The organism is Saccharothrix longispora (assembly GCF_030852425.1).
Lineage (GTDB): Bacteria > Actinomycetota > Actinomycetes > Mycobacteriales > Pseudonocardiaceae > Actinosynnema > Actinosynnema longispora.
The window spans coordinates 105146-131288 of the sequence record NZ_NSDM01000006.1 but is presented as its reverse complement, the minus strand read 5'-3'; the positions used below and the strand labels follow the sequence as shown (position 1 = coordinate 131288).

The 26143-nt window shown below is 74.6% G+C and carries 17 protein-coding genes; 12 read left to right on the top strand and 5 right to left on the bottom strand.

The annotated features are described in order from the left end of the window. Nucleotides 1-13 precede the first annotated feature (13 nt). From CKY47_RS15815 to CKY47_RS15805, 3 genes are read left to right on the top strand one after another with little or no spacing between them, the layout of a single operon-like run. The gene (locus CKY47_RS15815; RefSeq protein WP_306746567.1) at nucleotides 14-10333 is read left to right on the top strand and encodes a non-ribosomal peptide synthetase; all 10320 of its coding nucleotides are present in this window, start codon (nucleotides 14-16) and stop codon (nucleotides 10331-10333) included. After that, a complete protein-coding gene (locus tag CKY47_RS15810; RefSeq protein WP_306746566.1) occupies nucleotides 10330-11736 on the top strand; it encodes an MDR family MFS transporter in 1407 nt (468 codons plus the stop codon). The genes CKY47_RS15815 and CKY47_RS15810 overlap by 4 nt, the downstream gene beginning before the upstream one ends. Further along, nucleotides 11729-12742 carry a 3-deoxy-7-phosphoheptulonate synthase gene (locus CKY47_RS15805; RefSeq protein WP_306746565.1) on the top strand — a complete coding sequence of 338 codons (1014 nt, stop codon included), beginning with the start codon at nucleotides 11729-11731 and terminating at the stop codon, nucleotides 12740-12742. The genes CKY47_RS15810 and CKY47_RS15805 overlap by 8 nt, the downstream gene beginning before the upstream one ends. 33 nt (nucleotides 12743-12775) lie before the next feature. Here the strand turns inward: CKY47_RS15805 and CKY47_RS15800 are convergent, their stop codons facing one another. The 3 genes from CKY47_RS15800 to CKY47_RS15790 are packed head-to-tail and all read right to left on the bottom strand — an operon-like array spanning nucleotide 12776 to nucleotide 16272. Further along, a complete protein-coding gene (locus tag CKY47_RS15800) occupies nucleotides 12776-13339 on the bottom strand; it encodes a superoxide dismutase (protein ID WP_306746564.1) in 564 nt (187 codons plus the stop codon). A gap of 29 nt (nucleotides 13340-13368) precedes the next feature. Continuing rightward, the gene (locus CKY47_RS15795) at nucleotides 13369-13989 is read right to left on the bottom strand and encodes a hypothetical protein (RefSeq protein ID WP_306746563.1); all 621 of its coding nucleotides are present in this window, start codon (nucleotides 13987-13989) and stop codon (nucleotides 13369-13371) included. A gap of 60 nt (nucleotides 13990-14049) precedes the next feature. Beyond that, on the bottom strand, nucleotides 14050-16272 hold the full coding sequence (locus tag CKY47_RS15790) for an NHL repeat-containing protein (protein WP_306746562.1): 2223 nt from the start codon (nucleotides 16270-16272) through the stop codon (nucleotides 14050-14052). Between the two features lie 481 nt (nucleotides 16273-16753). Between CKY47_RS15790 and CKY47_RS15785 the strand changes: the two genes are divergently transcribed. Genes CKY47_RS15785 through CKY47_RS15770 form a run of 4 tightly spaced genes read left to right on the top strand, consistent with a single transcriptional unit; the run spans nucleotide 16754 to nucleotide 20659 of the window. Next, complete coding sequence (locus CKY47_RS15785) at nucleotides 16754-17884, top strand: ABC transporter substrate-binding protein (RefSeq protein ID WP_306746561.1); 1131 nt, start codon at nucleotides 16754-16756, stop codon at nucleotides 17882-17884. Nucleotides 17885-17887: 3 nt separating this feature from the next. Beyond that, nucleotides 17888-18814, top strand: coding sequence for an ABC transporter permease (locus CKY47_RS15780; RefSeq protein ID WP_306746560.1), 927 nt, complete (start codon nucleotides 17888-17890; stop codon nucleotides 18812-18814). After that, nucleotides 18805-19599, top strand: a complete 795-nt coding sequence (locus CKY47_RS15775; RefSeq protein ID WP_306746559.1) for an ABC transporter permease — start codon at nucleotides 18805-18807, stop codon at nucleotides 19597-19599. Before CKY47_RS15780 ends, CKY47_RS15775 begins: the two co-directional genes overlap by 10 nt. A 1-nt stretch (nucleotide 19600) precedes the next feature. After that, nucleotides 19601-20659, top strand: a complete 1059-nt coding sequence (locus CKY47_RS15770) for an ABC transporter ATP-binding protein (protein WP_306746558.1) — start codon at nucleotides 19601-19603, stop codon at nucleotides 20657-20659. A gap of 95 nt (nucleotides 20660-20754) precedes the next feature. Here the strand turns inward: CKY47_RS15770 and CKY47_RS15765 are convergent, their stop codons facing one another. Next, nucleotides 20755-22260 carry an LVIVD repeat-containing protein gene (locus CKY47_RS15765; protein ID WP_371320677.1) on the bottom strand — a complete coding sequence of 502 codons (1506 nt, stop codon included), beginning with the start codon at nucleotides 22258-22260 and terminating at the stop codon, nucleotides 20755-20757. A gap of 153 nt (nucleotides 22261-22413) precedes the next feature. Between CKY47_RS15765 and CKY47_RS15760 the strand changes: the two genes are divergently transcribed. After that, nucleotides 22414-23037: a DUF305 domain-containing protein gene (locus CKY47_RS15760; RefSeq protein ID WP_306746556.1), complete on the top strand. Its 624-nt coding sequence runs from the start codon at nucleotides 22414-22416 to the stop codon at nucleotides 23035-23037. Here CKY47_RS15760 and CKY47_RS15755 read toward each other — a convergent pair. Continuing rightward, on the bottom strand, nucleotides 23024-23266 hold the full coding sequence (locus tag CKY47_RS15755; RefSeq protein ID WP_306746555.1) for an antibiotic biosynthesis monooxygenase family protein: 243 nt from the start codon (nucleotides 23264-23266) through the stop codon (nucleotides 23024-23026). The two genes, CKY47_RS15760 and CKY47_RS15755, sit on opposite strands and share 14 nt — an antisense overlap. A gap of 154 nt (nucleotides 23267-23420) precedes the next feature. On the opposite strand from CKY47_RS15755, the gene CKY47_RS15750 reads away from it, so the two are divergent. The 4 genes from CKY47_RS15750 to CKY47_RS15735 all read left to right on the top strand — a co-directional run bounded on the left by CKY47_RS15750 (nucleotide 23421) and on the right by CKY47_RS15735 (nucleotide 26141). Beyond that, entirely contained in the window at nucleotides 23421-24002 is a 582-nt protein-coding gene (locus tag CKY47_RS15750; RefSeq protein WP_306746554.1) for a TetR/AcrR family transcriptional regulator, read from the top strand. Then, nucleotides 24002-24364 carry an RNA-binding S4 domain-containing protein gene (locus CKY47_RS15745; protein ID WP_371320676.1) on the top strand — a complete coding sequence of 121 codons (363 nt, stop codon included), beginning with the start codon at nucleotides 24002-24004 and terminating at the stop codon, nucleotides 24362-24364. The genes CKY47_RS15750 and CKY47_RS15745 overlap by 1 nt, the downstream gene beginning before the upstream one ends. 135 nt (nucleotides 24365-24499) lie before the next feature. Next, nucleotides 24500-25408: an ABC transporter ATP-binding protein gene (locus tag CKY47_RS15740; RefSeq protein ID WP_306746553.1), complete on the top strand. Its 909-nt coding sequence runs from the start codon at nucleotides 24500-24502 to the stop codon at nucleotides 25406-25408. Between the two features lie 7 nt (nucleotides 25409-25415). After that, a complete protein-coding gene (locus tag CKY47_RS15735) occupies nucleotides 25416-26141 on the top strand; it encodes an ABC transporter permease (protein ID WP_306746552.1) in 726 nt (241 codons plus the stop codon). The last annotated feature ends 2 nt before the right edge of the window (nucleotides 26142-26143 follow it).

The window sequence follows — 26143 nt, the reverse complement described above, 5'->3', positions numbered from 1 at the left end:
CCAGGAGCACGAGTTGAGCACTGCCCACGCCCAGCGCCCGACGACCGCGGACGTGACACCGGCCGACGGGGTCCTCGACCTGACCGGCGCCCAACTGGGCATCTGGCACGCGCAGCGGCTGGAACCGGACTCGCCCTACTACGTCGTCGGCGACGTCGTCGAGGTCTCGGGGGAGCACCCGGTCGACGCGGGACTGGTCGCGCGCGCCGTGCGGGCCGCGTTCGAGGAGGCGGAGAGCCTGCGGCTGCGCGTGTTCGACACGCCGTCGGGGCCGCGCCAGGTCGTGTCCGACGAGCCCGTCGCGCTCCCGGAGGTCGTCGACCTGGGCGGTGAGGCCGACCCGAGGGCCGCGGCCCAGGCGTTCGTCGAGGCCGAACGGGCCCGCGTCGCCGAGGCGTGCCGGGGCATGGTGGACCGGGAGCTGTTCTCCTGCACCGTGATCCGGTTGTCCGACCACGAGGTCTGGTACACCCAGCTGGGCCACCACCTCGTGTTCGACGGCTACACCGCGGCCATGCTCGCCCGCCGCACCGCCGCGCACCACACGGCGCTGGTCGCCGGGGCGCCCGCGCCGAAGTCGACGTTCGGCCGGTTCGCCGACCTCGTCGCCGCCGACCGCGCCTACCGGGAGGGCGAGCAGTTCGAGCGCGACCGGGCCTACTGGCTCGACCGGCTCACGCCGCTGCCCGAGTTCGACCAGGACGACGCCGCGGCGTCCGGTCCGCCCGACCGCACGGTCACCGCCCGCGCGGTGGTGCCCGCCGACGAGGTGACCCGGCTGCGGGAGTTCGCCGACGGTGCGGGCATCACCTGGGGCGAGGCGCTGATCGCCTGCTACGCCGCGTTCCTGCACCGGGTGCTGGGCCGCACGGACGTCGTGTTCGCCCTGCCGCTGATGTGCCGCTCCGGCGTCGGGCTGCGCACCCCCGCGATGGCGGTCAACGTGCTGCCGCTGCGGGTCGAGGTGCGCGGCGACGACGACCTGGGCGTGCTGGGCCGGCGGGTCGCGGGCGTGATGCGCGAGATGCGCGCCCACCAGCGCTACCGGGGCGAGGACCTGCCGCGCGACCTGGCGGCGCCCGGCGCGGGCGCGCTGCTGCACGGCCGGGGCGTCAACCTCAAGGCGTTCGACCTGGCGCTGGACTTCGCGGGCGCCACCGGCGTCATGCGCAACGTCGCGGGCGGCCCGCCGGAGGACATGGGGCTCAGCGTGCTGCCCACCCGTGACGGCGGCCTGCTGCTGGGCTTCGAGGTCGACGCCCGCACGCACGACCAGGCGGCCGTGGAGCGCAAGCTCACCGCCTTCCGCACCCTGCTCGCCCGTGCCGACGCGCCCTCGATCGGCGCGGTCGCGCTGGTGGGCGCGGAGGAGCGGGCCGCGCTGCTGGCGGAGTGGGCGACGCCCGCGCTGCCGGGCGTCCCGCGCGACGTGCCTGCCCTGCTGGACGACCTCGCCTCGGGGACGACCGCGCTGGTCCACGGCGACGAACGGCTCACCGGGGACGAACTCGTGGCACGGGTGCGCCGCCTGTCGGGCGCGTTGCGCGCCGCGGGGGTCGGGCCGGACGACGTGGTGGCCCTCGCCCTGCCGCGTTCGGTGGACCTCGTGGTGTCCCTGCTCGCGGTGCTGGACGCCGGCGCGGCCTTCCAGCCGCTCGACGTCGAGCACCCGGCCGAGCGGCTCCGCGAGCTGATCACCGACACCGGCGCGGTGCTCGTGCTGTGCGCCCCCGGGACGGCCGACGTCGTCCCGGACGGCGTCGCGCGGCTCTCCCCGGACACCGCCGGACCGACCGTCGACGAAGCGTCCACCGCGGACCGCGACCCGGAGCGCCTGGCGTACGTCATCCACACCTCCGGGTCGACGGGCCGCCCCAAGGGCGTGCTCGGCCGGCTCGGCGGGCTGCTGGGGCTGCTGCACCACCACCGGTCCACCACCGTCGCCGAGGCGGAGCGCGCCGCGGGCAGGCGGCTGCGCGTCGCGCACACCTACTCGTTCGCCTTCGACTCGGCGCTGGACCAGCTGTCGTGGCTGCTGTGCGGGCACGAGCTGCACCTCTACGACGCCGACCTGACCCGGGACGCGGACGCGCTGCTGGCCGCCTACCGACGCGACCGGATCGACGTCGTGGACACCACCCCGTCGATGGCCGCGCCACTGGTCGACGGAGGCCTGCTGCACGGCGACCACCGGCCCGCGCTGCTCGTGCTGGGCGGCGAGGCCACTCCGCCGGGGCTGTGGAAGCGCGTCGTCGCGTCCGGCGTCCCCGCGCGCAACATGTACGGCCCCACCGAGGCCGCGGTGGACAGCACCAGCGCCCGCCTCGACGGCGACGTGCCCACCATCGGCGTGCCGCTCCCCGGCACCCGCGCCTACCTGCTGGACAACGCCCTGCACCCCGTGCCGCACGGCGAGCGCGGCGAGCTGTACCTGGCCGGGCCGCACCTGGCCCGCGGCTACCTGGGGCGGCCCGGGCTCACCGCCGAGCGGTTCGTCGCCGACCCGTTCGGCGGGCCGGGCGACCGGATGTACCGCACCGGCGACCAGGCCCGCTGGGTGCCGGGCCGGGGGCTGGAGTACGTGGGCAGGCACGACGGCCAGGTCAAGATCCGCGGTCACCGGGTGGAGGTCGGCGAGGTCGAGGCCGCGTTGGGCGCGGTGCCCGGTGTGAGCGCGGCGGCCGCCGCGGTCCGCACCGACTCCGGGCCGGCCCGGCTGGTCGGCTACGTCGTGCCCGAGGCCGGCGCGGCCGTCACGCCCGAGTCCGTGCGGCACCACCTCGCCGACCGGGTGCCCGACCACCTCGTGCCCGCCGCGGTCGTGGTGCTGGACGAGCTGCCGGTCACGGTCAACGGCAAGCTGGACCGCGCCGCGCTGCCCGCGCCCCGCGCCACCGGCGGCGGCCGCGCGCCCACCACCGAGCGCGAACGGCTGCTGTGCGCGACCGTCGCCGAGGTGATGGGCGCCGAGCACGTCGGCGTGGACGACGACTTCTTCGCCCTGGGCGGCGACAGCATCACCGCGATCGGCGTCAGCAGCCGGCTGCGCGCGCACGGCCTGGAACTGCGGCCGCGGGACCTGCTGGCCCGCCGCTCCCTCGCGTCGCTCGCCGCGGCGGGCCGCGAGGTCGGCGGCGGACCCGCCCCGGTGACCGACGACCCGACGGGTCCCGTGCCCGCGCCGCCGATCGTGCGCGCCCTGCTCGACGCGAACCCCGACCCGGCCGCCGTGGCCGGGTACGCGCAGTGGACCGCGGTGCGGGTCGACGAACCCCTCGCCCTGGACGACCTGGCGGCGGGCCTGGCCGCGGTGCTGGACGCGCACGACGCCCTGCGCCTGCTGGTGACCGACGACGGCCTGGTCGTGCGCCCGCGCGGCGCCGTGCCCGCGTCCGCGGAGGAGGTCCTCGCGGGGGAGGACGAGGTCGTCCGGCTGGCCGGGAGGCTGGCCGCGTCCCTGGACCCGAGGACGGGCGACCTGGTGAAGGTGGCCCTGGTGCGCACCCCGTCGGACGTGCCGGACCGGGTCGTCGTGGTGGTGCACCACCTCGTCGTGGACGGCGTGTCCTGGCGCGTGCTGCTGCCCGACCTGCGCACCGCGTCCACCGGCGGCGCGCTCCAGCCCGTCGGCACGTCGTGGCGCAGGCACGCGGCACTGCTCGCGGAGCAGGGGGAGACCGGCGCGCGGCGCGGCGAGCTGGCGCACTGGCGCGGCGCGGTCGACCACGCGCGCCTGGGCTCCCGCGCGCTGGACCAGGCCGTGGACGTGGTGGCCACCGCGGACCGGACCACCACGACCGCGTCCCCGGGGGTGACCGCCGCGCTGCTGGACGCCCTGCCCGCGGCCTACCGCGCCGGCGTGGACGAGGTGCTGCTGGCCGCGCTGGTGCTGGCCGTGCGGGTGTGGCGGCGCGAGGCCCGCGACGCGGTGGCGGTGACCGTGGAGGGGCACGGCCGGGAGGAACTGGCGCCCGGCACGGACCTGTCCCGCACGGTCGGCTGGTTCACCTCCGAGCACCCGGTGCGGGTGCCGGCCGACGCCGTGCGCGCCGAGGCGGACCTGGCCGACGCGCTGGCGGGCGGCGACGCGGCCGGGCGGCTGCTGAAGGCGGCCAAGGAGGCCCGGCGCGCCGCGCCCGACGGCGGCATCGGCCACGGCGTGCTGCGGCACCTGGACCCGGTGACGCGCGACGAGTTCGCCGCCGCCGGGCCACCCGACCTGCTGCTGAACTACCTGGGGCGGTTCGCCCCGCTGCCCGGCACCGGGTGGCGGCTGCCCGAGCACGACCCGTTCGCCGTGGTCGAGCCCGCGGGCAAGGCCCTCGAACAGGTGCTGGCGCTCAACTGCTTCGTGCACGAGGACGGGGACGGGGGGCCGCGCATCGCGGTCGAGTGGACCGCGGCCGGGCTGGTGCTGCCGCCCGCCGCCGTCGCCGGCCTCCAGGAGGCGTGGGCGACCGCGCTGGGCGCGCTGGCCGCGCACGCCGACCGCATCGGACCCGACGGCGGCGGCCTCACCCCGTCCGACCTGCCGCTGGTTGTCCTCGACCAGGCCGCCGTCGACGCCATCGAGGCCGGCGGCCGGGTCGCCGACGTGCTGCCCGCCACCCCGTTGCAGGTCGGGCTGTCCTTCCACAGCCTGGTGCGCGGCGACGGCGACGCCGACGTGTACGTCGTGCAGGCGATGACGCTGCTGCGCGGCGAACTGGACGCGGACCGGATGCGGGCGGCGGCCGCGGAGCTGCTGCGCCGCCACCCCGCGCTGCGCGTGCACCTGCACACCACGGCCGCCGGCGACGTCGTCCAGGTCGTGCCCGCCGACGTCACCCTGGACTGGCGGCACGTGGACCTGTCGGACCACGCGGACCCGTCGGACCACGCCGGGCGCGACGCCCTGCTCGCCGAGCACTGCCGCGCCGAGCTGGAGCGCCCCTTCACCCCGACCGCGCCGCCGCTGATCCGCTTCCTGCTGTGCACGCTGGGCCCGGCCGAGCACCGGCTGGTCATCACCAACCACCACGCCCTGCTCGACGGCTGGTCCATGCCGCTGGTCGGCCGCACGCTGCCGGCGATCTACGCCGAGCTCGGCGGCGGCCCGGCCGCGCCCGTCGCGCCGTCGCTCGCCGAGTACCACCGCTGGCTGGCCGGGCGCGACCACGACGCCGCGCTGGACGCGTGGCGCGAGGCGCTGGCCGGCGTCGACGGGGGCACACGCCTCGCCCCCGCCGGCGCGGCGTCCACCGTGGACCGCCCGGAGCGGGTGGCGATCGGCCTGGGCGTGGAGTTCAGCGACCGGCTGCGCGCGTTCGCCCGCGATCGCGGCGTCACGCCGACCACCGTGTTCCAGACCGCGTGGGGCGTGCTGCTGGGCAGGCTCACCGGGCGTCGCGACGTCGTCTTCGGCTGCCCCGTGTCCGGCCGGCCCGCCGAGGTCGACGGTGTCGAGGCCATGATCGGCCAGCTCGGCGGCACCGTCCCGGTGCGGGTGCGGCACGCGTCCGGCGAGACCGCCGCGGCGCTGCTGGACCGCGTGCACGAGGAGAGCGTCGCGCTCGCCGAGCACCACCACGTCGGGCTGTCGGACGTGCAGCGGGCCGTCGGCGTCGGCGAGCTGTTCGACACGATGCTGGTGATGGAGAACTTCCCGCTCTCCAGCCGGCGTCGCGCCCCGCTCGCACCCGGCCTGGAGCTGGTGGGCGTGGACATCACCGACGCCACGCACTACCCGCTGACCGTGATCGTCATCCCGGAGGACGAGATCGTCGTCGGCCTCGGCTACCAGCCGCACGCCTTCGACGAGGAGACCGTCCGCGACTGCGGCCGGCGGCTGCGCACCCTGCTGCACGAGATCGTCGACGACCCGGACCGGCCGGTGGAGCGGCTGCGCGCCGTGGACGACGGGGAGCGCGACCGCCTGCTGCGCCTGGGCCTCGGCGCGGAACCCGTCCGCGAGCGCGGCGGCTGCCTGGCGGAGTTCGGCGCGTGGGTCGACCGCACGCCGGACGCGGAGGCCGTGGTGTGCCGCGACCGGTCGCTGGGCTACGCGGAGCTGGACCGGCGGGCCAACCGGCTCGCGCACGCCCTGCTGGCCCGCGGCGTGCGCCCGCAGGACACCGTCGCCGTGCTGCTCGGCCGCGACGTGGAGATGGTCGTGGCGCTGTTCGGCGTGCTCAAGGCGGGCGCGGTGTACGTGCCCATGGACCCGGACTACCCGGCGGAGCGGCTGGCGCACATGCTCCGCGACGCCGCGCCCGCCGCCGCCGTGACGTCCGGCGGCACGCCGGTCGTGCTGTCCGGCCTGCCCGTGCTGGACCTCGCCGACCCATCCACTTCGGACGGCCCGGACGGCTGGGACGCCGATCCCGTCGACGCGCGCCGCGACCTCACCGAGGACTCGCTGGCCTACGTCATCTACACCTCCGGCACGACCGGCAGGCCCAAGGGCGTCGCCGTGCCGCACCGCGGCGTGCCCAGCCTGGTCGCGCTCCAGGAGGACGTCGTCGGCATCGGGCGCGGCGAGCGGTACCTGCACTTCGCCTCGACCAGCTTCGACGTGGCGTTCTGGCAGTTCATGCTGCCGCTGCTGTCCGGCGGCACGTCGGTCATCGCGCCGGAGGAGGTGCGGGTGCCCGGTGACGAGCTCCTGGACTACATCGCCGAGCACCGGTGCACCGGCGTGAACCTGCTGCCGTCGTTCCTGGCCGCCGTGCCCGACGACCGCGAGGTCGACCCGGACGTGTTCTTCGTCGTCGGCGCGGAGCGCCTCGACCCCGAACTGGCCCGCCGCTGGGGCACCGGGCGGCGCGCGCTGTTCAACGCCTACGGCCCCACCGAGGTCACGATCAACTCGGTGACCTGGAAGTACGAGCCCGACGACGACGGACCGCTGCCGATCGGCCGCCCGGACCCCGAGGTGCGCGCCTACGTGCTCGACGGCGGCCTCCAGCCGGTCGGCGTCGGCGTGACCGGCGAGCTGTACCTGGCCGGGCCGAAGCTGGCCCGCGGCTACCTCAACCGACCCGCCCTGACCGCCGAGCGGTTCGTGGCGGACCCGTTCGCCGGTTCCCTCGGCGCCCGGCCGGGTGAGCGCATGTACCGCACCGGCGACCTGGTGCGGTGGCGACCGGACGGGCAGCTGGTGTTCCTGGGCCGCGCCGACCACCAGGTCAAGGTGCGCGGCTTCCGCATCGAGCTGTCCGAGATCGAGACCGTGCTGACCCGGCACCCCGACGTGCGGGCGTGCGCCGTGGTCGTCCGCGAGGACCGGCCCGGCGACCGCAGGCTCGTCGGCTACGTGATCCCCGCCGACGACGCCGCCCCCGACGTCGAGGCGCTGCGCGGGCACCTGTCCGCGGAGCTGCCCGACCACATGGTGCCGGGCGCGTTCGTGCTGCTCGACCGGCTGCCGCTCGGCCCCAGCGGCAAGCTCGACCGGGCCGCGCTGCCCGCGCCGGGCTCGGGCGCCACCGCGCCGGCCCGGGAACCGGCCACGCACGCGGAAGCCGTGCTGCTGGCCGTGTTCCGCGAGGTGCTGGGCACCGACGAGGTCGGCCCGGACGACGCGTTCCTCGACGTCGGCGGCGACAGCATCGTGTCGCTGCGGGTCGTCTCCCGGGCGCGCCGCGAGGGACTGTCCCTGACCGCGCGGGACGTCTTCGAGGGGCGCACCGTGGCCGGGATCGCCGCGCGCTGCGGTGCCGTCGGGCGTTCCGAGGAGGCCCCCGCGACCGGTGACGCCCCGCTGCTCCCGGTCATGCGGGACCTGGTGCGGCGCTCCGGCCCGGCGGCCGACGGGTTCTGCCAGTGGGTCGAGGTGGTCGTCCCCGCGGGCGGCGACCTCGCGACCTGGCACGCCGTGTTCGACGCCGTGCTGGCCAGGCACGACGTGCTGCGCGCCCACCTGGCCGGCGACGTCCTGCGCATCCCCGCCGTCGGCGCGGTGACCGGTGCGGACGTGCTGACCCGCGTTCCCCGGACCGACGACCCGCGCGCGCTCGTCGACCGGCACGTCGCCGACGCCCGCGACCGCATGGACCTGCGCGCGGGACCGCTGCTGCGCGCCGTGTGGGTCGACGCCGGGCCGACGCGTCCCGGCCGGCTCGCCCTGGTCGCGCACCACGCCGTCGTGGACGCCGTGTCCTGGCGCGTGCTGCTCGACGACATCGCCCACGTCCACGACACCGGCCGCCCGCCGGCCCGGCACGGCCAGTCGTTCCTCGGCTGGGCGAAGGCGCTGCGCGACGCCGTGCCGCACCGCCGCGCGGAACTCCCGCACTGGCGGCACGTGGCCGCCGCGCCACCGGCCCGCGTCACGCCGGACCCCGTCCGGGACACCGCGGCCACCGCCGTCCACCACGTCGTCCACCTCGACCCCGCCACGACGCGGACCGTCCTCACCACCCTGCCCGCCGCGTACCGCACCACCCCGGACACCGTCCTGCTCACCGCCCTCGCCCGAGCCGTGGGGGAGTGGCGCGGCACCGAGCCGGACCTGCTGGTGGCCCTGGAGGGCCACGGCCGCCCGCCGCACGCCCCCGACCACTCGGGGCCGGTCGAGCTGTCCCAGACCGTCGGCTGGCTCACCGCCGTGCACCCGGCGCGCGTGCGGGTGCCGGACACCGGAGCGGCCGGGGCGCTGAAGGCGGTCAAGGAGCAGTTGAACGCCGCGGGTGACGGCCTCGGCTACGGCATCCTCGGCGACGAGGCGCCGCCGTGCGCGCCGGAGATCAGCTGGAACTACCTCGGCCGCTTCCCCGCCCGGACCGGCGCGGACACCCCGTGGCAGGCCCCGGCGGACGCCGACCCGCTCGGTTCGGGCGGCGGTGACGACCTGCCGCTGCCGCACGCGCTGATGATCAACGCCCTGGCGCGCGACGACGGTGACGGCGAGGCGCTCGGCATCCGGTTCACCTGGCCCGCCGCCCTGTTCGACGACGTGGAGATCGGTGACCTCGCGCGGCGCCTGGTGGACGCCCTGACCCGCCTCGCGGGCGACCCCGACGTGTCGGCGGGGGCCGGGCTCACCCCCTCCGACCTGCCGCTGGTCCGGCTCGACCAGCGGCAGATCGACGCCCTGGAGGCGAGGGGGCCGGTGGCCGACGTGCTGCCGCCGACCCCGTTGCAGCAGGTGATGCTGCGGCACGCGCGGGCGCACGCGACCGACCCGTACACCGTGCAGGCGGCGTTCTCGCTGTCCGGCCCGCTCGACGTCGGGGCCCTGCGCGCGGCGGGCGAGGCCCTGCTGCGGCGGCACCCCAACCTCGGCGCGCTGTTCCCGGAGTCGCCCGCCGTGCAGGTGATCCCGCGCGACCCGCGCCCCGGGTTCCGGCTCCGCGACGTGGACGACGCGGAACGCGCGCTCGACGAGGACCTGGCGGAGCCGTTCGACCTGGCCGTCGGGCCGCCGCTGCGGTTGACCGTGCTGCGGTCCGCGCCCGGGCGGCACGTGCTCGTCCTGACCAGCCACCACGTGCTGTCGGACGGGTGGTCCGCCCCGCGCATCCTCACCGAGCTGTTCGCGCTCTACGCCGGCCGCGCGCTGCCCGAACCCGTCCCGTTCAGCCGCTACCTGCGCCACCTGTCCACCGCGGACCGCGAGGGGCACCTGCGGGCGTGGGGCGCGGAACTGGCGGACCTGCCCGAGGGCGACTACCTGACCCGGGGCCGGGACCTCGTCGTCGGCGCGGCGGAGCCGGTGCTGTTCCGGGTGGACGCCCCGCTGGTGGCGGCGCTGACGCGGGAGGCGGCGCGGCGCGGCCTGACGCCGAACGCGGTCCTCCAGGGCGCGTGGGCGGTGGTGCTCGCGGCCCGCTCGGGACGGCGGGACGTGTGCTTCGGCGCGATGGTCGCCAACCGGGCCGCCGACGTGGACGGCGTCGAGGAGATCATCGGGCTGCTGGCCGGCACGGTGCCGGTGCGCGTCCGGTTCACCGGGACGGTGGCGGCGTCGCTGGTCGACGCGCAGGCCCGCCGGCAGGCGATGGCGGAGCACGACCACGTCGGCCTGCCCGAGCTGGAGCGGCTGACCGGCCGCGACCGGCTGTTCGACAGCCTCGTGGTGTTCGAGAACTACCCGGTGGACCCGGCGCGGCTGCGCGAACCGGCCCCCGGCCTCACCGTCACCGGCACCCGGTTCCGCGAGCGGACGCACCACCCGGTGACGCTGACCGTCGTGCCGGGGGACGACGGCTGGACGGGCGTCCTCGGCCACCAGGCCGGGGTGTTCGAGCGGGACGAGGTCGAGGCGCTGGCCGCCGACCTGCTGCGCGTGCTGCGGGACCTGCCCGCGCACCTGGACGGCGACGTCACCGCCCTGATCGGGGCGCGGCCGTGAGCGGGGCGACGGGGGTGAAGGTGGACGCGGCGCTGTGGCGCACGGCGTTCACGCTGGTGCTCGGCACGTTCATGGCGACGTTGGACAGCACGATCGTCCTCGTCGGCATCGACGCCCTGGCCGACCGGTTCGACGCGCGGGTCACCGACATCCAGTGGGTCACCACGGCCTACCTGCTCGCGGTGGTCACCGCCGTGCCCGCGTCGGGCTGGCTCGCGGACCGCTTCGGCGGCCGGCGCGTGTGGATCACCGCCGTGGCGGTGTTCCTGCTGGCCTCGGTGCTGTGCGCGCTGGCCTGGTCGCTGCCGGCCCTGGTGGCGTTCCGGGTGCTCCAGGGCCTGGCCGGCGGGCTGCTGCCGGCGACCGGCCAGGCCCTGCTCGCGCGGGCCGCCGGGCGGGAGCGGATCGGCCGCGTGCTGGGCGTCGTCTCGGTGGTGCCCCTGCTGTCGCCGGTGCTCGGCCCGCTGGCCGGCGGGTCGATCCTGGCCGTGGCGGACTGGCCGTGGCTGTTCTACGTCAACCTGCCGGTCGGCGCGGTGGCCATCCTGCTCGCCCGCCGCACCGTGCCCGCCGTGCCGGCCGCCGGTGGGCGCACGCCGTTCGACGTGCGCGGCGCGCTGCTGCTGTCGCCGGGTCTCGCCGTGCTCGTCTTCGGCCTCACCGCCGTGGACCAGGCCGTCCCGCCGGCGGTGGTCGCCGCGTCGATCGCCGCGGGCCTGGCGATGCTGGCCGGGTTCGTCGTGCACGGCCTGCGCACCCGCGGCACCCCGCTGATCGACCCGCGCCTGTTCGCCCGGCCCCCGTTCGGCGTGGCCGCGCTGGCGCTGGTCGTCCTCGGCGCCTCCGTGTTCGGCACGATGTTCCTGCTGCCGCTGTTCCTCCAGACCGGCGGCGGGCTCTCGGCCTGGGAGACCGGCCTGCTGCTCGCGCCGCAGGGGGTGGGCGCGGCGATCGGGTCCGTCCTGGTCACCCGCGCGGTGGACACCGTCGCGCCGCGCACGCTGGTGCTGACCGGCATCGCGCTGGTGGCCGTCGGCACGGCCCCGTTCACGCAGCTCCACCACGACCTGCCGGACGTCGTCATCGCGCTGTCGCTGCTCGTGCGCGGCGCGGGCGCGGCCATGATCGGCGCACCGGTGATGAACATCGTCTACAGCCGGATCGAACCCGCGCGGCTGCCCGGGGCCGCCGGCGCGCTCAACCTGCTCAACACGGTCGGCGGCTCCGTCGGCACCGCCGTCCTCGCGGTCGTGCTGAGCACCAGGTTGACGGCTCGCGGACCCGACACGCCCGCCGCGTTCGCCGACACCTTCTGGTGGGTGCTCGGCTTCGCGCTGGTGGCCGCGCTGGGTGCGACCAGGTTGCCCCGTCCCGTTCACGAGAAGGGCCACGCAGATGCCTGACCAGGACACCCTCCCCACACCGGCCGAGGTGGGCGCGGACCGCTCGGTGGCGGAGGCGGTGGCCCGGCACCGGGGGACCGTCGCCGACGTCCTCGGCGGGCGCGACCCGAGGCTGCTCGTCGTGGTCGGCCCCTGCTCCGTGCACGACCCGGCGGCGACGCTGGACTACGCGGGCCTGCTCAAGGACGCCGCCGACCGGTTCGCCGACGACCTGGTCGTGGTCATGCGCGCCTACCTGGAGAAGCCGCGCACCGTCGCGGGGTGGACCGGCCTGCTCCCCGACCCGACGCTCGACGGCAAGGGCGACATCGCGACCGGCGTCCGGCAGGGCCGGTCGTTCCTGGCCGAGGCCGCGGCGACCGGCCTGCCCCTGGCCTACGAGTTCGTCGACCCGATGCTGGCGCACTACGTGGCCGACGTCGTGACGTGGGGCGCGGTGGGCGCGCGCACCGTGGCCAGCCAACCGCACCGGCACCTGGCGTCGTGGCTGCCCATGCCGATCGGCATGAAGAACTGCGTCTCCGGCCGTCTGGACACGGCGGTGGACGCCATCCGCGCCGCCGGCCTGCCCCACGCCTTCCCGGGGGTGGCCGCCGACGGGAGGCTCACCACCCTGCGCAGCACCGGCAACGCGGACGCCCACCTGGTCCTGCGGGGCGGCCCGACCCCCAACTACGGCGCCGCGCACGTGGCGGACGCCCTCGCCACCCTGGCCGGGGCCGGCCTCCCGCCCCGCGTGGTGGTCGACGCCTCGCACGGCAACAGCGGCAAGGACCACCGCAGGCAACCGGGCGTGGTCGCCGACCTGGCGGCGCAGGTCGAGGACGGCAACCGCGCCCTGGTCGGCGTCATGGTCGAGTCCTACCTGGCGGACGGCAGGCAGGACCTGGCGGCGGGCCGGCTGCGCCCGGACCTGAGCGTGACGGACGCCTGCCTGGGCTGGGACAACACCCTGCCCCTGCTCCGCACCCTGGCCGCCGCCGCGCGGACGCGGGCACGGCGGTAGGGAGCCGGGCCCGCGTCCGGAAGTCCGCCGGGGCTAGAAGTCCACCGTCGCGCACCCCAGGCGCGGACCCGCGGTGCCCGCCTTGCCCGGTTCCGTGGCGGTGCGCTGGGCGTGCACCACGACCGAGCCCGCGCGGCGGTCGGCGAAGCGCCAGCCGACGGTCGTGGCGACGGTGGCGCGGCCCCGGTGGTCGGTGGTGAAGTCCAGCCAGATCTCGTTGGCGGGGTTGGCGTACGCCGGGTCGACCGACGGCTGGGCCGGGTCCACCTCGTGCTGGTGGTGGGCCCCGGCGTCGGTGGGCAGCGCCCCGCACGGGTGCTGGTGGGCGTGCGCGCCGTACGTGCGGTCCGGCAGCAGGCCGCGGACGCTCAGCAGCGCCCTGGTGCCGCCGCGCGTCGGCGTGGCGACGACCACGACGACCGCGCCGGGCGCGATCAGGGCGGTGTCGTAGGTGTAGGCGCGGGTCGCGGCACCCGGTGCGGCGAAGCGGGCCACGGTCACGGCCACACCGCCGGTGACGGGTGCGGCCTCGGCCGGCGGAGCGGTCACCAGGGATGCCAGCAGGGCACCGGCGAACAGGGCGACAGGGCGTTTCACGTCTCGTGCCTTCCGGGTCTCGGCGGCCGTCATCGGTCACCGGAAGTTACCACCCGACTACGCGCCGGTCGTCGAACGGCGCGCACGACCGGGAAGATCACCACGATCGCCAGGGCGAGCACCGGCGTCGACCGCCCCAGCACGAGCTCGCCCAGCGCGTAGTCCGCCGCCGGCACGGCCAGGCACAGCGCGAACGCCCAGCCGGGCGCCGTCCTCGGCTTGGCCGCCCCGGCCCACGGCGTGCGCCGGAGCGGCTTCGCCACCGACAGCCACACCTGGCACGCCAGCGCCGAGGCCATCAGCAGCGACCCGACCCGCATCATCAGCGGCGACCCGCCGGGGTGCAGGTTGGGGCTGAGCACGAAGATCCCGACGTAGAGCTGGGTGAACGTGACGACCGTCTTCAGCAGTACCCACCAGTGCCGGAAGTAGCCCCACGGCGTGAGGCCGGACAGCATCAGCCCGCTGAACGCCGACGTGGTGGCCATGAACTGGAGCACCTCGACGTCGAGCAGCAGCGCCGCGTCGAACGCGGCGAGCCGACCGGGCGCGGACAGCGCGTAGTCGACCACCACGAACAACGCCAGCGCCATGAACATCCACCCGGTGGACGACACGACGTGCGCCCAGACCAGCAGTTTCCGACTCATCGGCGAACCCCCACTAGTAGCCGTACTACATATAGTACGGCTACTGGTGGGGTGGGTGGCTCAGACCCGGCAGGGGCTGCCGCCGGGCTCACCCGGCAACGCCTCCAGGTTCACCCGCGCCTCGCCGAGCACCACGTCGGTCAGCGCGGTGTCGAGCGCGAACGCCTGCTGCACCAGGCTGGACGAGGTCGTCGTCGTGCCGTTGAGCCGCAGCGAGCCGATGACCAGGGGGATCGTCAGGGGCGCGCTGCCCACCGCGATGTCCACCCCGTTGATCCGCAGGCTCGCAATCTGCGAGGAGCCGGCGAACACCGGGTTCAGCCCCGCGTCGCACGTCACCGAGGCGGTCGCCCGGATCACGCCCACCTCGATCGTCACCAGCAGGGTCGTGATCCGGGTGGTCTCCACGCGCGCCGTGGACACCGCGCCGTCGCCGGGTGCCGGCGGCAGCGCGAGCAGGTCGTCCGGCGTCTGGTCGGTGCGCGCGGTCAACGCGGTCGCCCTGACGTTCAGGATGCCCGCGGGCAGGTTCACGTCCGCCACGGTCACGGCGTCGTCCACGCACGGCACGTCCGGCGGGTTCGCCCGCGCCACGACCACCCCGGCGAGGTTCAGCGCGGTGGCCTGGCAGGAGAACACGCCGGTCCGCTCGGATGTGGTGATCCGCAGGTCCGACAGCACCGGGCTCACGCCCGACGGCGACGCGGTCAACGTCGCGCGCACCTCGACGTACCGCCCGACCAGGGCGAACTCCACCCCGTTGGACACCGGCGCGAACGCCTCGCCCGCCAACCCGGCCTCGGTGTCGGACGCGCGCGCCTCCACCGTGATCGAGGTGCCCGGCGGCACGCTGCCCTGCGCCTCGGTGTTCCAGGTGACCGTGCCCCACGTCTGGCCCGCGACACCGCCGTCCTGCACCACCGACCACGTGCCGATCGGCGCGGTGATCTCGCCCAGCACCGAACCGGTCATGTCGCTGTAGTTGTACGGCCCGGCGCCCGCGCCGAGGTCCACGGTCAGGTCGACCGCGCCCACCGGGAACCCGCCGCCGCCCACCGGGCCGGCGTCCGGGTCGATGCGCTGCGCGTTGTTCGAGTTGATGTTGGTGACCCACACCTTGCCGTTGCTGTCCACCGCGACACCGGTGGGCCCGTTGCCGCCGGGCAGCACCACGTTGCCGACGAACGTGCCGTCGGTGCGCAGGTGCCCGACCGTGTTCGTGCCGTTGTCCAGCGCGTGGGCGACCCACACGTTGCCGTCCACGTCGACCGCCACGCCCTGGGCGCGCGGGTGGCCGTGCGGGAACGAGCCGAGCACGTTGCCCGCCGCGTCCATCTTCACCGTGCGGCCGGTGGCGACACCGGTGTGCCAGATCTCGCCGGTGTTCGGGTCCATGCCCAGGCCGTAGTCGCCGTGGGAGGTGTCGAGGCACGCGCCCGTGCCGGTGCCCGGCTCGTAGCGCAGCAGGTTGGCCCCGTACCGGGCCGACCAGAGCGTGCCCGCCTGGTCCACCAGGCCGCCGTACCCGCCGCAGCCGAGGTCGACCGGCGCCGTCAGCGGGCTGCCGTCCGCCCCGGAGATCAGCTGGTGCCGCGTGTTGGACCCGCCGGTCCACAGGTTGTTGTCGGCGTCCACGGCGACCGTGCGGGTGTTCGTGCCCGCGACCCTGCTGTAGGTGATCAGGCACTCGTCGGCGGCGGTCTCGACCCCGCCGTCGGTGTCGACCCCGCCCGCGTTGGTCCACGGCCGGATGTCGCCCAGTCCCCGCGAGGTGGCGAACAGGCCGTCCTGGTCGCGGTCCTCGCAGGTGTTGTACGAGAACGGGCCGACCAGGTGGTCGCCGGTCGGGTTCGGCGTGCCGTCGCCGTTCACGCGCGTGCCGCCCCGGATGACGCCGACGCGGGTCACCGAACCCTGCCCGCCGCCCGCCTCGTTCCGGTTGGACAGCCAGGTGTTGCCGAGCTTGTCGACGGTGGTGCGGGAGGGGTTGCGGCCCTGGCCGTCCGGCGCGGACAGCCATTCACCGAGGATCTCGCCGGTGTCCACGTCGATGCGCACCATCGTGCCGCGCGCGGAGGCGGCGACGTTGACGTAGGGGAAGAAGGTGGTGCGCCGGTCGAGCTGGAGCTGGTCGCCGTTCGGCGCGTCGTGGTTCACGTCCTGGAGCACGCCCTGGTCGAAGTCGGCGTCGAGCGTGTAGAGCACGTCCTCGCCGGCGACCGGGGCCGCCGACGCCGTCGCGGGGAGGCCGACCGGGAGCAGCAGCGCCCCGACGGCCGCCACGGCGACTGATCTTCGTGGATGACGCATGGATCTGCCCTTCTGGGGGTGGGGAGAACTGGGCATTCCCGTCACGTGACACCACGGAGTCGGGCTCCCCGCGAGGCGCGTTACCGCGGTCGGGAAACACCGGTGGGCTTTCGGCAGAAATGGGGTGCACCGGTCACCCCTTTGCCGGCGGTGGACCGTTCAGGTGGCCCAACGCGCATTCCGGCGGGTGACGGCGGAGGCCTTTCGCGGCCGACGACCGGCCCAGCGCACTGGGCCGATCCGGGGATTTCGCGCTGGTCACGGCTGTGTGACCGGACGACGCTCGGTTAACCCGCCGTCCACCGGAACAGCCCGGGGAATTCGTCCGGTGCGCTGAATCGAGACTTGGCACAACGCGCCGCTTGACAAGGCGAGCGCAATTCGCGAATCCTCCGCACGTCCCGGACGCGATCACGCTGCCAAGCCCTGTGCCACCTCCAGGAAGGTTCGACCCGTGACCCACACCCGAGTCCTGCGGTTGGTCGGCGCCGGCGCCGCGGCGCTGGCGCTCGTCGCGGCCTGCGGCACGCCTCCGCCCAAGGAGGGCGCCGCGAGCGGCACGCCCGCGGCCACCGCGAAGTCCGCCGCCGAGTTCGGCGGCCTGGAGGAGCTCGTCGAGGCCGCGAAGGCGGAGGGCAGGCTCAACGTCATCGCGCTGCCCCCGGACTGGGCCAACTACGGCGCGATCATCTCCGCGTTCGAGGCGAAGTACGGCATCGAGGTCGACTCCGCGCAGCCCGACGCCTCCAGCCAGGACGAGATCAACGCGGCCAAGCAGCTCAAGGGCGGCGACCGCGCCCCCGACGTGTTCGACCTGGGCCTCAACGTCGCCCTCGCCAACACCGACGTGTTCGCGCCCTACCAGGTGGAGACCTGGGCGGACATCCCCGACGAGCTGAAGGAGCCCTCGGGCCTCCACTACGGCGACTACGGCGGCTTCATGTCGATCGGCTACGACGCCTCGAAGGTGCCCGCGCCGACCTCGGTGAAGGACCTGCTCAAGCCCGAGTACCAGGGCAAGGTCGCGCTCAACGGCGACCCGACGCAGGCCGGCGCCGCGTTCTCCGGCGTCGTGATGGCCTCGCTCGGCAACGGCGGTTCGGCCGACGACATCGCGCCCGGCGTCGAGTTCTTCGCCCGGCTCAAGGCCGCGGGCAACTTCCTGCCGGTCGACCCGTCGCCCGCGACCATCGAGTCAGGCCAGACGCCGGTCGTGATCGACTGGGACTACACCAACGCCGCGCAGACCGCGAAGCTCGCGGGCAAGGTCGACTGGAAGGTCGTCGTCCCGCGGGACGCCCAGGTCGGCGCGTACTACAACCAGGCGGTCAACAAGGACGCTCCGCACCCGGCCGCCGCCCGCCTGTGGCAGGAGTTCCTGTACTCCGACGAGGGGCAGAACCTGTACCTCGGAGGGCTCTCGCGGCCGGTGCGCATGGACGCGATGGCGAAGGCGGGCACGCTCGACGCCGCCGCCGCGGCCAAGCTGCCCGACACCGGCGGCGAACAGGTGTTCCTGACCCAGGAGCAGTCGGACAAGGCCAAGCAGGTGCTGTCCGCGTCGTGGGCGCGGGCGGTGGGCTGACCGGTGGTCGCACCCGTCACGACGGCGGCCGGGAAGGGCCCTTCGCCCGGGCCCCGCCGGAGGAGGACCGACAGCGGTCCGTCCCGCGCGCCCTGGGCGGCGTGGCTGGTCGTCGTGCCGTTCCTGGCCTACGCGGGCACGTTCCTGCTCTACCCGACGGCACTCGTGCTGGCCGGGGCGTTCCAGGACGGGGACGGTGCGTTCACCCTGGCCAACCTCGCCGAGCTGACCCGGGGCGTCCACCTCCAGGCGTTCCTGCGCAGCATCGAGCTGTCCGCGCTCACCGCGCTGCTCGGCGCGGTGTTCGGCGCGCTGCTGTCCTGGGCCGTCGCCACCGGCCGCCGCGAGGGGGCGCTGCGCCGCGTCGTGATCGCCGGGGCGGGGGTGCTGGCCCAGTTCGGCGGCGTGCCGCTGGCGTTCGCGTTCCTCGCCACCGTCGGCTTCCAGGGCTTCGTCACGACGTTCCTGCGCGACGCGTTCGGCGTGGACCTGTTCGCCACGGGCGCCTGGCTGTTCGAGCTGCCCGGCCTGACCCTGGTCTACACGTTCTTCCAGATCCCGCTGATGGTCATCGTGTTCCTGCCCGCCCTGGACGGCCTGCGCCCCCAGTGGCGGGAGGCGGTGGACAGCCTCGGCGGCTCGTCGTGGACCTACTGGCGGCACGTCGGCGGCCCGATCCTGCTGCCCGCGTTCCTCGGCTCGCTGCTGCTGCTGTTCGCCAACGCGTTCTCCGCCTACGCCACGGCCGCCGCGCTGGTGTCCCAGGGCAGCCCGATCGTGCCGCTCCGGATCCGGGGCGCGCTGACCGGTGAGGTGCTGCTCGGGCAGGAGAACCTGGGCAAGGCGCTCGGCTTCGGCATGATCGTGGTCGTCGCCGTCGCGATGGGCCTGTACGCCCTGCTCCAGCGGAGGTTCACCCGGTGGCAGTGACCAAGAGGGGGATCACGCGGTCCGCGGTCCTGCTGGTGCTCGGCGCGTACTTCCTGCTGCCGCTGGTCGCCATGGCCGAGTTCTCCACCCGGGGTGCGAACGGCACGCGCAGCCTGGAGTCGTGGTCGGGCATCGTCGACGACCCCGACCTGGTCGACGCGATCCTGGTGTCGGTGCAGCTGGCCGTGACCAGCTCGGTGCTGGTGCTGGTGCTGCTCGTGCCGACCATGGCGTGGATCAGGCTCCGGCTGCCGGGGCTGCGCCGGCTCGTGGAGTTCCTGTGCCTGCTGCCGGTGGCGATCCCGGCGATCGTGCTCGTCGTCGGCCTGGCCCCGCTGTACGCGTGGGTCGACCACTTCCTCGGCGACTCGCCGCTGACGCTGACCTTCGCCTACGCGGTGCTGGTGCTGCCGTTCGCCTACCGGGCGATCGACGCCGGCCTGTCCGCGATCGACCTGAGGACGCTCGCGGAGGCGGCGCGCGGTCTCGGCGCGTCCTGGGGGACGGTGCTGCTGCGGGTCGTGGTGCCGAACATCCGCAGCGCCCTGATCGGCGCGTCCCTGCTGTCGGTGGCGCTGGTGCTCGGCGAGTTCACCATCGCCTCGCTGCTGAACTTCGACACGGTGCAGGTGCGGGTCAACCTGCTCGGCAAGCGCGCCGCGGGCGTGTCCATCGCGGTGTCGCTGCTGAGCCTGCTGTTCGCGTTCGCGCTGCTGTTCCTGCTCTCGTTCGTCGGCAGGCGGCGGGACGCCTCCCCCGCGAACGGTTCTCCGGAGGAAGGCTGAGATGGGTTACCTGCGACTCGACGGGCTGCGCAAGTCGTTCGGCGGCCAGACGGCACTCGCCGGGCTCGACCTGGAGCTGGCCGAGGGCGAGCTGGTCAGCCTGCTCGGGCCCAGCGGTTGCGGCAAGACCACCGCGCTGCGGATCGTGGCCGGGTTCGAGACCGCCGACGCGGGTCGCGTCACCGTGGCCGGCGAGGACGTCACCGGGGTGCCCGCCAACAAGCGGGACATGGGCATGGTGTTCCAGGCCTACAGCCTGTTCCCGAACATGACCGCGGCGGAGAACATCGCGTTCGGCCTGCGGCTGCGCCGGGCGCCCGACCGCGGCGCCCGGGTCGGCGAGCTGCTGGAGCTGGTCGGCCTGGCGCACCTGGGCAAGCGCTACCCGCACCAGATGTCCGGCGGCCAGCAGCAGCGGGTGGCCCTGGCGCGGGCGCTGGCGATCCGGCCGCGCGTGCTGCTGCTCGACGAACCGCTGTCCGCCCTGGACGCCAAGGTGCGGGTGGGACTGCGCGACGAGGTCCGGCGCATCCAGACCGAGTCGGGCACGACGACGCTGTTCGTCACGCACGACCAGGAGGAGGCGCTGGCCGTCTCCGACCGGGTGGGCGTGATGTCGCACGGTCGGCTGGAGCAGCTGGACACCCCGGCCCGCGTGTACCGGGAGCCCGCGTCGGCGTTCGTGGCGGAGTTCGTCGGCGTCACGAACGCGGTGTTCGGCACCGCCGAGCCGGGCGGGGTGCGGCTGGGCGCGTTCCGGTTGGCCACCGACGCGGCCGACGGGCTGCACGGCGACGTGAAGGTGATCGTCCGGCCGGAGGACATCGCGATCACCCGGCACGGCGGCGGGGACGACGACGCCCCGACGGGGGACGTGCTGGTGGGCGACGTGCTGGCGCAGAGCTTCCTGGGCCCCGTGACCAGGCTGTCGGTGCGGCTCGGCGGCGGTGGCCAGGTGGTGCGCGTCGACCAGCCCTCCGGCCGCGCGACCGACTTCCCGCCCGGCACGACCGTCGCGCTCGCCCTCGACGCCGGGAGGCTGATGGTGGTCGAGGCGTGACGCCCCGCCGGTCCGCGGGCCGGCACGGCGGAGGGGCCCGCCGCCGGTGCGGCGGGCCCCTCCGGTGCGCTGTGCCGTGCTAGGTCCTCACGAGGTCACCGACGCGGGAACAGGTCCCGGTAGGAGCCCTGCGACTGCACGTTCAGCTCGTCCACGCGCACGAGCTTGCCGGTGACGGTCCGCGGGTCGCGGATGTCCAGCACGTCCAAGCCCTTGGCCATGTCGGACGAGTAGATGTAGCCGTTGTAGTAGTACGCCGACCACGTGCCGCCGCCGGAGCCGTTGGGCAGCGGGCCGCGCTCGAACCAGCCGATCTCCTTGGGGTTGCGGGAGTCGGTGAAGTCCCAGATCGAGATGCCGCCCTGGTACCAGGACTGCACCATGATGTCCCGACCCTGCACCGGGATCAGCGAGCCGTTGTGGGCCACGCAGTTCTCGGTGTCGGCCTGGGTGCGGGAGATCTTGTAGTACGAGCGGAACTCCAGCTTGCGGGCGTCGCCGCGCCCGGTGATGTCGTAGATGCCGTCCGCGCCGCGGGTCTTGCCGATGGTCTCGTTGCACGTCGCCGCGCCGCCGCCGCCGAGCTCGTCGGTGAAGACCACCTTGGTGCCGGCGTTGTTGAAGGTGGCCGAGTGCCAGAACGCGAAGTTCACGTCGTCCTGCACGCGGCTGATCTCGCGGGGCTTCGTCCGGTCGGAGATGTCCCACAGCACGCCGTCACCCATGCAGGCGCCGGCCGCGAGGTCCTTCGACGGGTACACGGTGATGTCGTGGCAGCCGGAGGTGGCCGTCACGTAACCGGTCGGGACGGTGCCCGGTCGGCCGGTGTTGCCGCCGTCCGGGAACAGGACGGTCTCGGACAGCAGCGACGCCGAGGTCGGGTCCTTCAGCGGGACCTTGACGATGGAGATCAGGTCGTGCGGGGGCTGGCAGTCCGGGAACGCCGCGTTCGGGCTGTACGACGAGACGTAGACGTAGACGTCCTTGCCGCGCTTGTCCGGGACGAGGGTGTGCGTGTGCGAGCCGCACTTGGTCTCGACCGACTTGATGTACTTCGGGTTCTTCTTGTCGCTGATGTCGAAGATCTTGATGCCCTCCCACGCGTCCTTGTTGGTCGCGGGGAGCGGGGTGCTGGCGCACGAGTCGTCGCTGCGCGACGAGTCGGTCGACAGGAACAGCAGGTTGTCCTTGACCGAGATGTCGTTCTGCGAGCCCGGGCACAGCACGGAGCTCACGACCTTCGGGGCGCGCGGGTTGCGCACGTCGTAGATCACGAAGCCGTCGTAGTTGCCGTTGAACGCGTAGTTGCCCTGGAAGGCCAGGTCGGACCAGGTCGACGACGAGGTGAACGGGGCCGGCTTGGGCAGGTTCGCCAGGTGCTTGACGTTGCGCGAGTTGCGGATCTCGTCCACGCCCGGGATGCCGGTGGCCGGCTGCTCCTGGCTGGACAGCTGGGTCTCGGACAGGCCGGCCAGGTCGGCGTCGTCCGGAGCCGCGATCGCCTGCGGGGCCATGGCGACCGCCGACAGGACGAGCGCGAACGCCCCCAGGACCGCGATCGGCGCTCTGCGCCGACCTCGGGTAGAAACGCGTGCTTCCACTTCAGGTTCCCCTTCCAACCCTACAGTGCAGGAACCGCAGTATCGCCCGTTCGCAAGGCTAAGTACCAGACCCGATCGTCGGTTGCCGATGACTTTCCGGTTACCGGAACGGCGGGTACGTTGACGCCGTCCGGGTGCAGGAGGGGGTTCGGGATGCGAGTCGTGTTCGTCGCGGTGCTGCTGGCCGTGCTGGCGGGCTGCACGTCGCAGCCGGTGGACGAGGCGCCGATCCTCGCGCCGAAGGGCCCCGGCGAGCAGGCCGAGACCGTGTCGCCCGATGAGGTGGGCACCGACCGCTGGGTCGCGCCCAGCGAGGCGGACGTGACCTACGTGGCGAAGATGATCCTGCACCACCGGCAGGCGCTGGACATGGCGGCGCTCGCGCCGGAGCGCGCGCAGCACGAGACCGTCAAGGGCCTGGCCTCGCGCATCCACGACACCCAGGGCCCCGAGATCGGCGCGATGGAGCAGTGGCGGCGCCAGTACGCCGAGAACGCGCCCGCGCACGGCCACAGCGGCTCGTTGCCCGAGGTGGACCACGCCTCGATGCCCGGCATGGCCACCGACGCGCAGATGGCGGCGTTGGAGGCCGCCACCGGCGCCGAGTTCGACCGCCTCTTCCTCCAGTTGATGATCGCCCACCACGAGGGCGCCCTGCGGATGGCCGTCGACCTGCTGTCGAACGGGTCCGACGTGCGGGTCGAGGAGATGGCCAACGACGTGGTCGCCTCGCAGAGCGACGAGATCGCCCGGATGAGGGCGATCACGATCCCGTGAGCAGCAGGTCCTCCGAGGAGTGGAAGGTCTCCACCGCGTTGCCCGTCACGTGGCGGGCGATGCCGGGGTCGCGCCGGTGCGCCTCCTTGAACGAGTCGGAGGCGACCCACGCGCGGAAGTCGTCCTCGGTGTCGAACTCGTTCACCGACACGTACGGCTGATCCGGGCGCGTGGGGCGCAGCAGCGTGCTCCGGCGCAGGCCCCGGACGCCGGGCAGGTGGGTGCGCATGCCGTCCCGGAAGCGGGCTCGAACTCCTCGGCGCGGTCCGCGGGCACGAGCAGGCGGTTGGTCGCGACGAACACGTGCACCTCCGGGGTTCCCGACGGGGTGTGGGGAACTGTTCCAACGGCGCGTCGGGAAAGCAAGGGCTAGGATCTGGCGGGTGCCCCGGATCAGCGCCGACACCCTCGCGCAGCACCGTGCGAACCGGCTGCGCGCCCTGCTCGACGCGGGCCGCGACATCGTCGCCGAGGAGGGCGCCGACGCGCTGACCCTCGCGTCCCTGGCCCGGCGCGTCGGGCTGTCGCGCCCGAGCCTGTACGAGTACTTCCGGTCGCGCGAGGAGCTGGTCGCCGCGATCGTGTCCGACGAGCTGCCGGACCGGGCGCGCAGGCTCGCCGACGCGGTCCGGGCGGTGGAGGGCGTGCCCGCGAAGGTCGAGGCGTACCTGCGCACCGAGCTGGAGATCATCGCCGACGGCAGCCACGGCGCCGTCGTCGCGCTGTCCGCCCACGCCCTGCCCGAGGCCGCCCGCACCCGGATCCGCGCCGAGCACGAGAAGCTGCTCGCCCCGCTGGTGGACGTGCTGGCCGAGGCCCGCGTGCCCGATCCCGGACTGCGCGCGCTGCTCGTCCACGGCGCCGTCGAGGCCGCCGCGCGCACCCTGCGCCCCGGCGACGCCGGGCACAACGAGACCGTGGTCGCGGCCCTGGTCGCCCAGGTCCTGCACGGGGTGGTCCGCTGATGGCCGACCGGATCGACAGCTGGCTGTGGGCCGTGCGGCTGACCAGGACCAGGCCCGACGCCGCGGCGGCGTGCCGCGGGGGCCACGTGCGCATCAACGACCAACCGGCCAAGCCCTCGTCCGTCGTCGTCCCCGGCGACGAGGTGCGCGCCCGCGTGGGCGACGTGGTCAAGGTCGTCGAGGTGGTCCGCGTGATCCGGAAGAGGGTGGGCGCGGCCGACGCCGCCACCTGCTTCATCGACCGCACCCCGCCGCCGCCCCCGCTGGAGGCGGTGCCCGTGGCGCGGCGCGAACGCGGCGCGGGCCGTCCCACCAAGCGCGAGCGCCGCGTGCTCGACAGGTTCCGCACCGGGCAGCCCTGACCCCGCCTCCGGGTGATCCCCGACCGCGCTCGGGGATCACCCGGAGGCGGTCCAGGGGAGGTCAACCGATCGGTTGACCTCGGGTACGACCGCGCAGGTGATCACTTCCACCGCCCCGCCGACGAGTCTGGGGGCATGGCGATCATCGAAGTGGTCGACCTCGTGAAGAGGTACGACCGGAAGGTCGCGGTGGACGGGGTCTCGTTCACCGTCGACGAGGGGGAGATCTTCGGCATCCTCGGTCCCAACGGGGCCGGGAAGACCACGACCGTCGAGTGCGTCGAGGGGTTGCGCTCGCCGGACGGCGGCACCATCCGGGTGGACGGGCTCGACCCGCGCCGCGACCGAGCCGGACTGCGCTCCCGGCTGGGCGTGCAGCTCCAGCAGAGCGAACTGCCCGACCACATCCGGGTCGGCGAGGCGCTCGACCTGTACGCGTCGTTCCACCGGGACCCGGCCGACTGGCGCGAGCTGCTCGACCGGCTCGGCCTCGGCGACCGCGCGAAGACCCCGTACCGCAAGCTGTCCGGCGGCCAGAAGCAGCGCGTGTCCATCGCGCTCGCCCTGATCGGCAAGCCCCGGATCGCCGTGCTCGACGAGCTGACCACCGGCCTGGACCCGCAGGCGCGCCGCGACACGTGGGCGCTGGTCGAGCAGGTCCGCGACTCCGGCGTCACGGTCGTGCTGGTCACCCACTTCATGGAGGAGGCCGAGCGGCTGTGCGACCGGCTCGCCCTGATCGACGCCGGCAAGCTGGTCGCCGTCGACAGCCCGGCGGGCCTGGTCTCCCGGCTGGACGGCGAGCAGCGCGTCCGGTTCCGGCCGACCGCGCCGCTCGACCTCGCCCTGCTGGCGGACCTCCCGGAGGTCGGATCCGTCGAGCGGCACGGGCCGCAGGTCGTCGTGACCGGCAAGGGCAACCTGCTGCACGCCGTCACGTCCTGCCTCGCCCGCAACCACGTGGTCGCCGCCGACCTGCGCATCGAGCGGGCCGGCCTGGACGACGCCTTCATCCACCTCACCGGCCGCGCGCTCACGGAGTGACCCGATCATGCTGAAGATCGTCGGGATCGAGTGGAAGCTGTTCCTGCGGGAGCCGGTCATGGTGGCGTTCGCCATCGCGTTCCCGACCGTCCTGCTGCTGGTGCTCGGCGCGATCCCCGCCCTGCGCACCCCCGACCCCGAGTTCGGCGACCTGCGGTTCATCGACCACTACGTGGGCACGCTGGTCGTCATCTCGTTCGCGTTCCTGGGGCTGAACAAGCTGCCCCAGACCGTCGCCACCTACCGGGAGAAGGGCGTGCTGCGCCGGTTCTCCACCACCCCGGTGCACCCGGCGAAGCTGCTCGTCGCCCAGGTCGTGGTCAACGTGGCCGCGGGCGCGGTCTCCGTCGTGCTGCTCATGGCCGTGTGCAAGCTCGTGTTCGGCATCGACCTGCCCCACCACCCCCTCGGGTTCCTGGTGACCTGCCTGCTCGGCATGCTGTCGCTGTCCGCGCTGGGGCTGCTGGTGGCGGCGTGGGCGCCGAACGCGCGCGCCGCCGGCGGCTGGGCGACCGTGGTGTTCATGCTGATCATGTTCTTCGGCGGGGCCTACCTGCCGAGGATGCTGCTGCCGGATCTCCTCAACACCATCGGCGACCACCTGCCGCCCGGCGTCGGCGCCCTCCAGGCGTCGTGGCTCGGCGCCGCGCCCGACCCGGTCCACCTGGGCGTCCTCGCCCTGGTCACGCTGGTGGCGGGTACCGTCGCGGCGAAATCCTTCCGCTGGGAGTAGGC